Below are 1,165 nucleotides of genomic sequence, written 5' to 3' on the forward strand. Positions count from 1 at the left end.
ATACCAACGGTTATCATGTTTGACCGATATGAGCCCACTTTCTGAGCCCGATGGATTGGATGGTTTGCGGCAGGGCAGAGAGATTGTTCCAGGCTGAGCATGCGGCCTTGATGATGTGGTCCATGTCTTTGAAGACGGTATTGGACAGCCAGTTGGCGCGGAGGAACTGCCAGACGTTTTCGACCGGGTTCAGTTCGGGAGCGCGTGATGGCAGGAAGATCAGACTGACATTTTTCGGCAGTCTGATTTTTCCAGTCGTATAGCCATGGTGCCCGATCGAGAAGGAGGACAGCATGGGCTCCGCGGGCGACACAGCGCGCAATTTCGTTGAGATGCAATTGCATGCTGTCAGTGCCGATAAACGGGAGCGCGAGGCCTGCGGCTTTGCCGCGTGCAGGACAGATGGCGCCGAACAGCCAGGCATTGGCGTAACGCTGGTCAGCCGGCTGGCGTGGTCGCGTGCCTCGCTTGGCCCATTGCCGGACGACACCGTTCTTCTGACCGATCCGGGCCTCGTCCTGGAACCAGATCTCGATCGGCTTTCCCTTCGGCAGATGGCCGGTATGAGCGCTCAGGATGCGGGGGAAGTTTTTTTAAATGCCTCCATGACGCCAGTGTCCTGCCCCGGGTGGCGGGGCCGTACGCTGACATGACTGTAGCCCAGCCGTTTCAGCAGGGTGGAAACATGGCGTTCGTGATACGAAACGCCAAAGCGCTCTTCCATCACCCGCTTCAGGTCAACGCGGCGCCAACGGACCACGCCGTCTCGGTTCCGATCGGGGCCAGCGATGATTAATTCCGAGAGTTCCCTCTGTTGATCGGCCGTCAGGCGGCAGACAGAGCCATTGCGCCATTGGTCCCGCAAACCATCTGGCCCCGCAGCATTGAACCTGTGCACCCAATCTCGCAGGGTCTGCCGGTCCATGCCCCCGATCCGTGCCGCATCACCTCGACTGGCACCTTCGCGCACGGCAGCCAGCGACAAAAGGCGCCGTGCAACATTCGCATCCCGTGTACCCAAGGCCAGACGCCGAAGCGCATCAGCCCTATAATCCGTCCGTAAAGCAATCGCACCAGCCATACCCGATCCTCCCTCCCAGAACTGAATCAGAACAGCCTCTTTGCGTCACTTCACAGATGAGTCAGAGGAAATGCCCGATGGTAT

General features: G+C 59.1%; 1 pseudogene. It reads right to left on the minus strand.

The annotated features are described in order from the left end of the window. Nucleotides 1-13 precede the first annotated feature (13 nt). A pseudogene (locus LOC54_RS12225) lies at nucleotides 14-1,081 on the minus strand (IS630 family transposase). Nucleotides 1,082-1,165 lie beyond the last annotated feature (84 nt).

This window comes from Acetobacter sp. AN02 (assembly GCF_029759835.1).
Classification (GTDB): Bacteria; Pseudomonadota; Alphaproteobacteria; order Acetobacterales; family Acetobacteraceae; genus Acetobacter.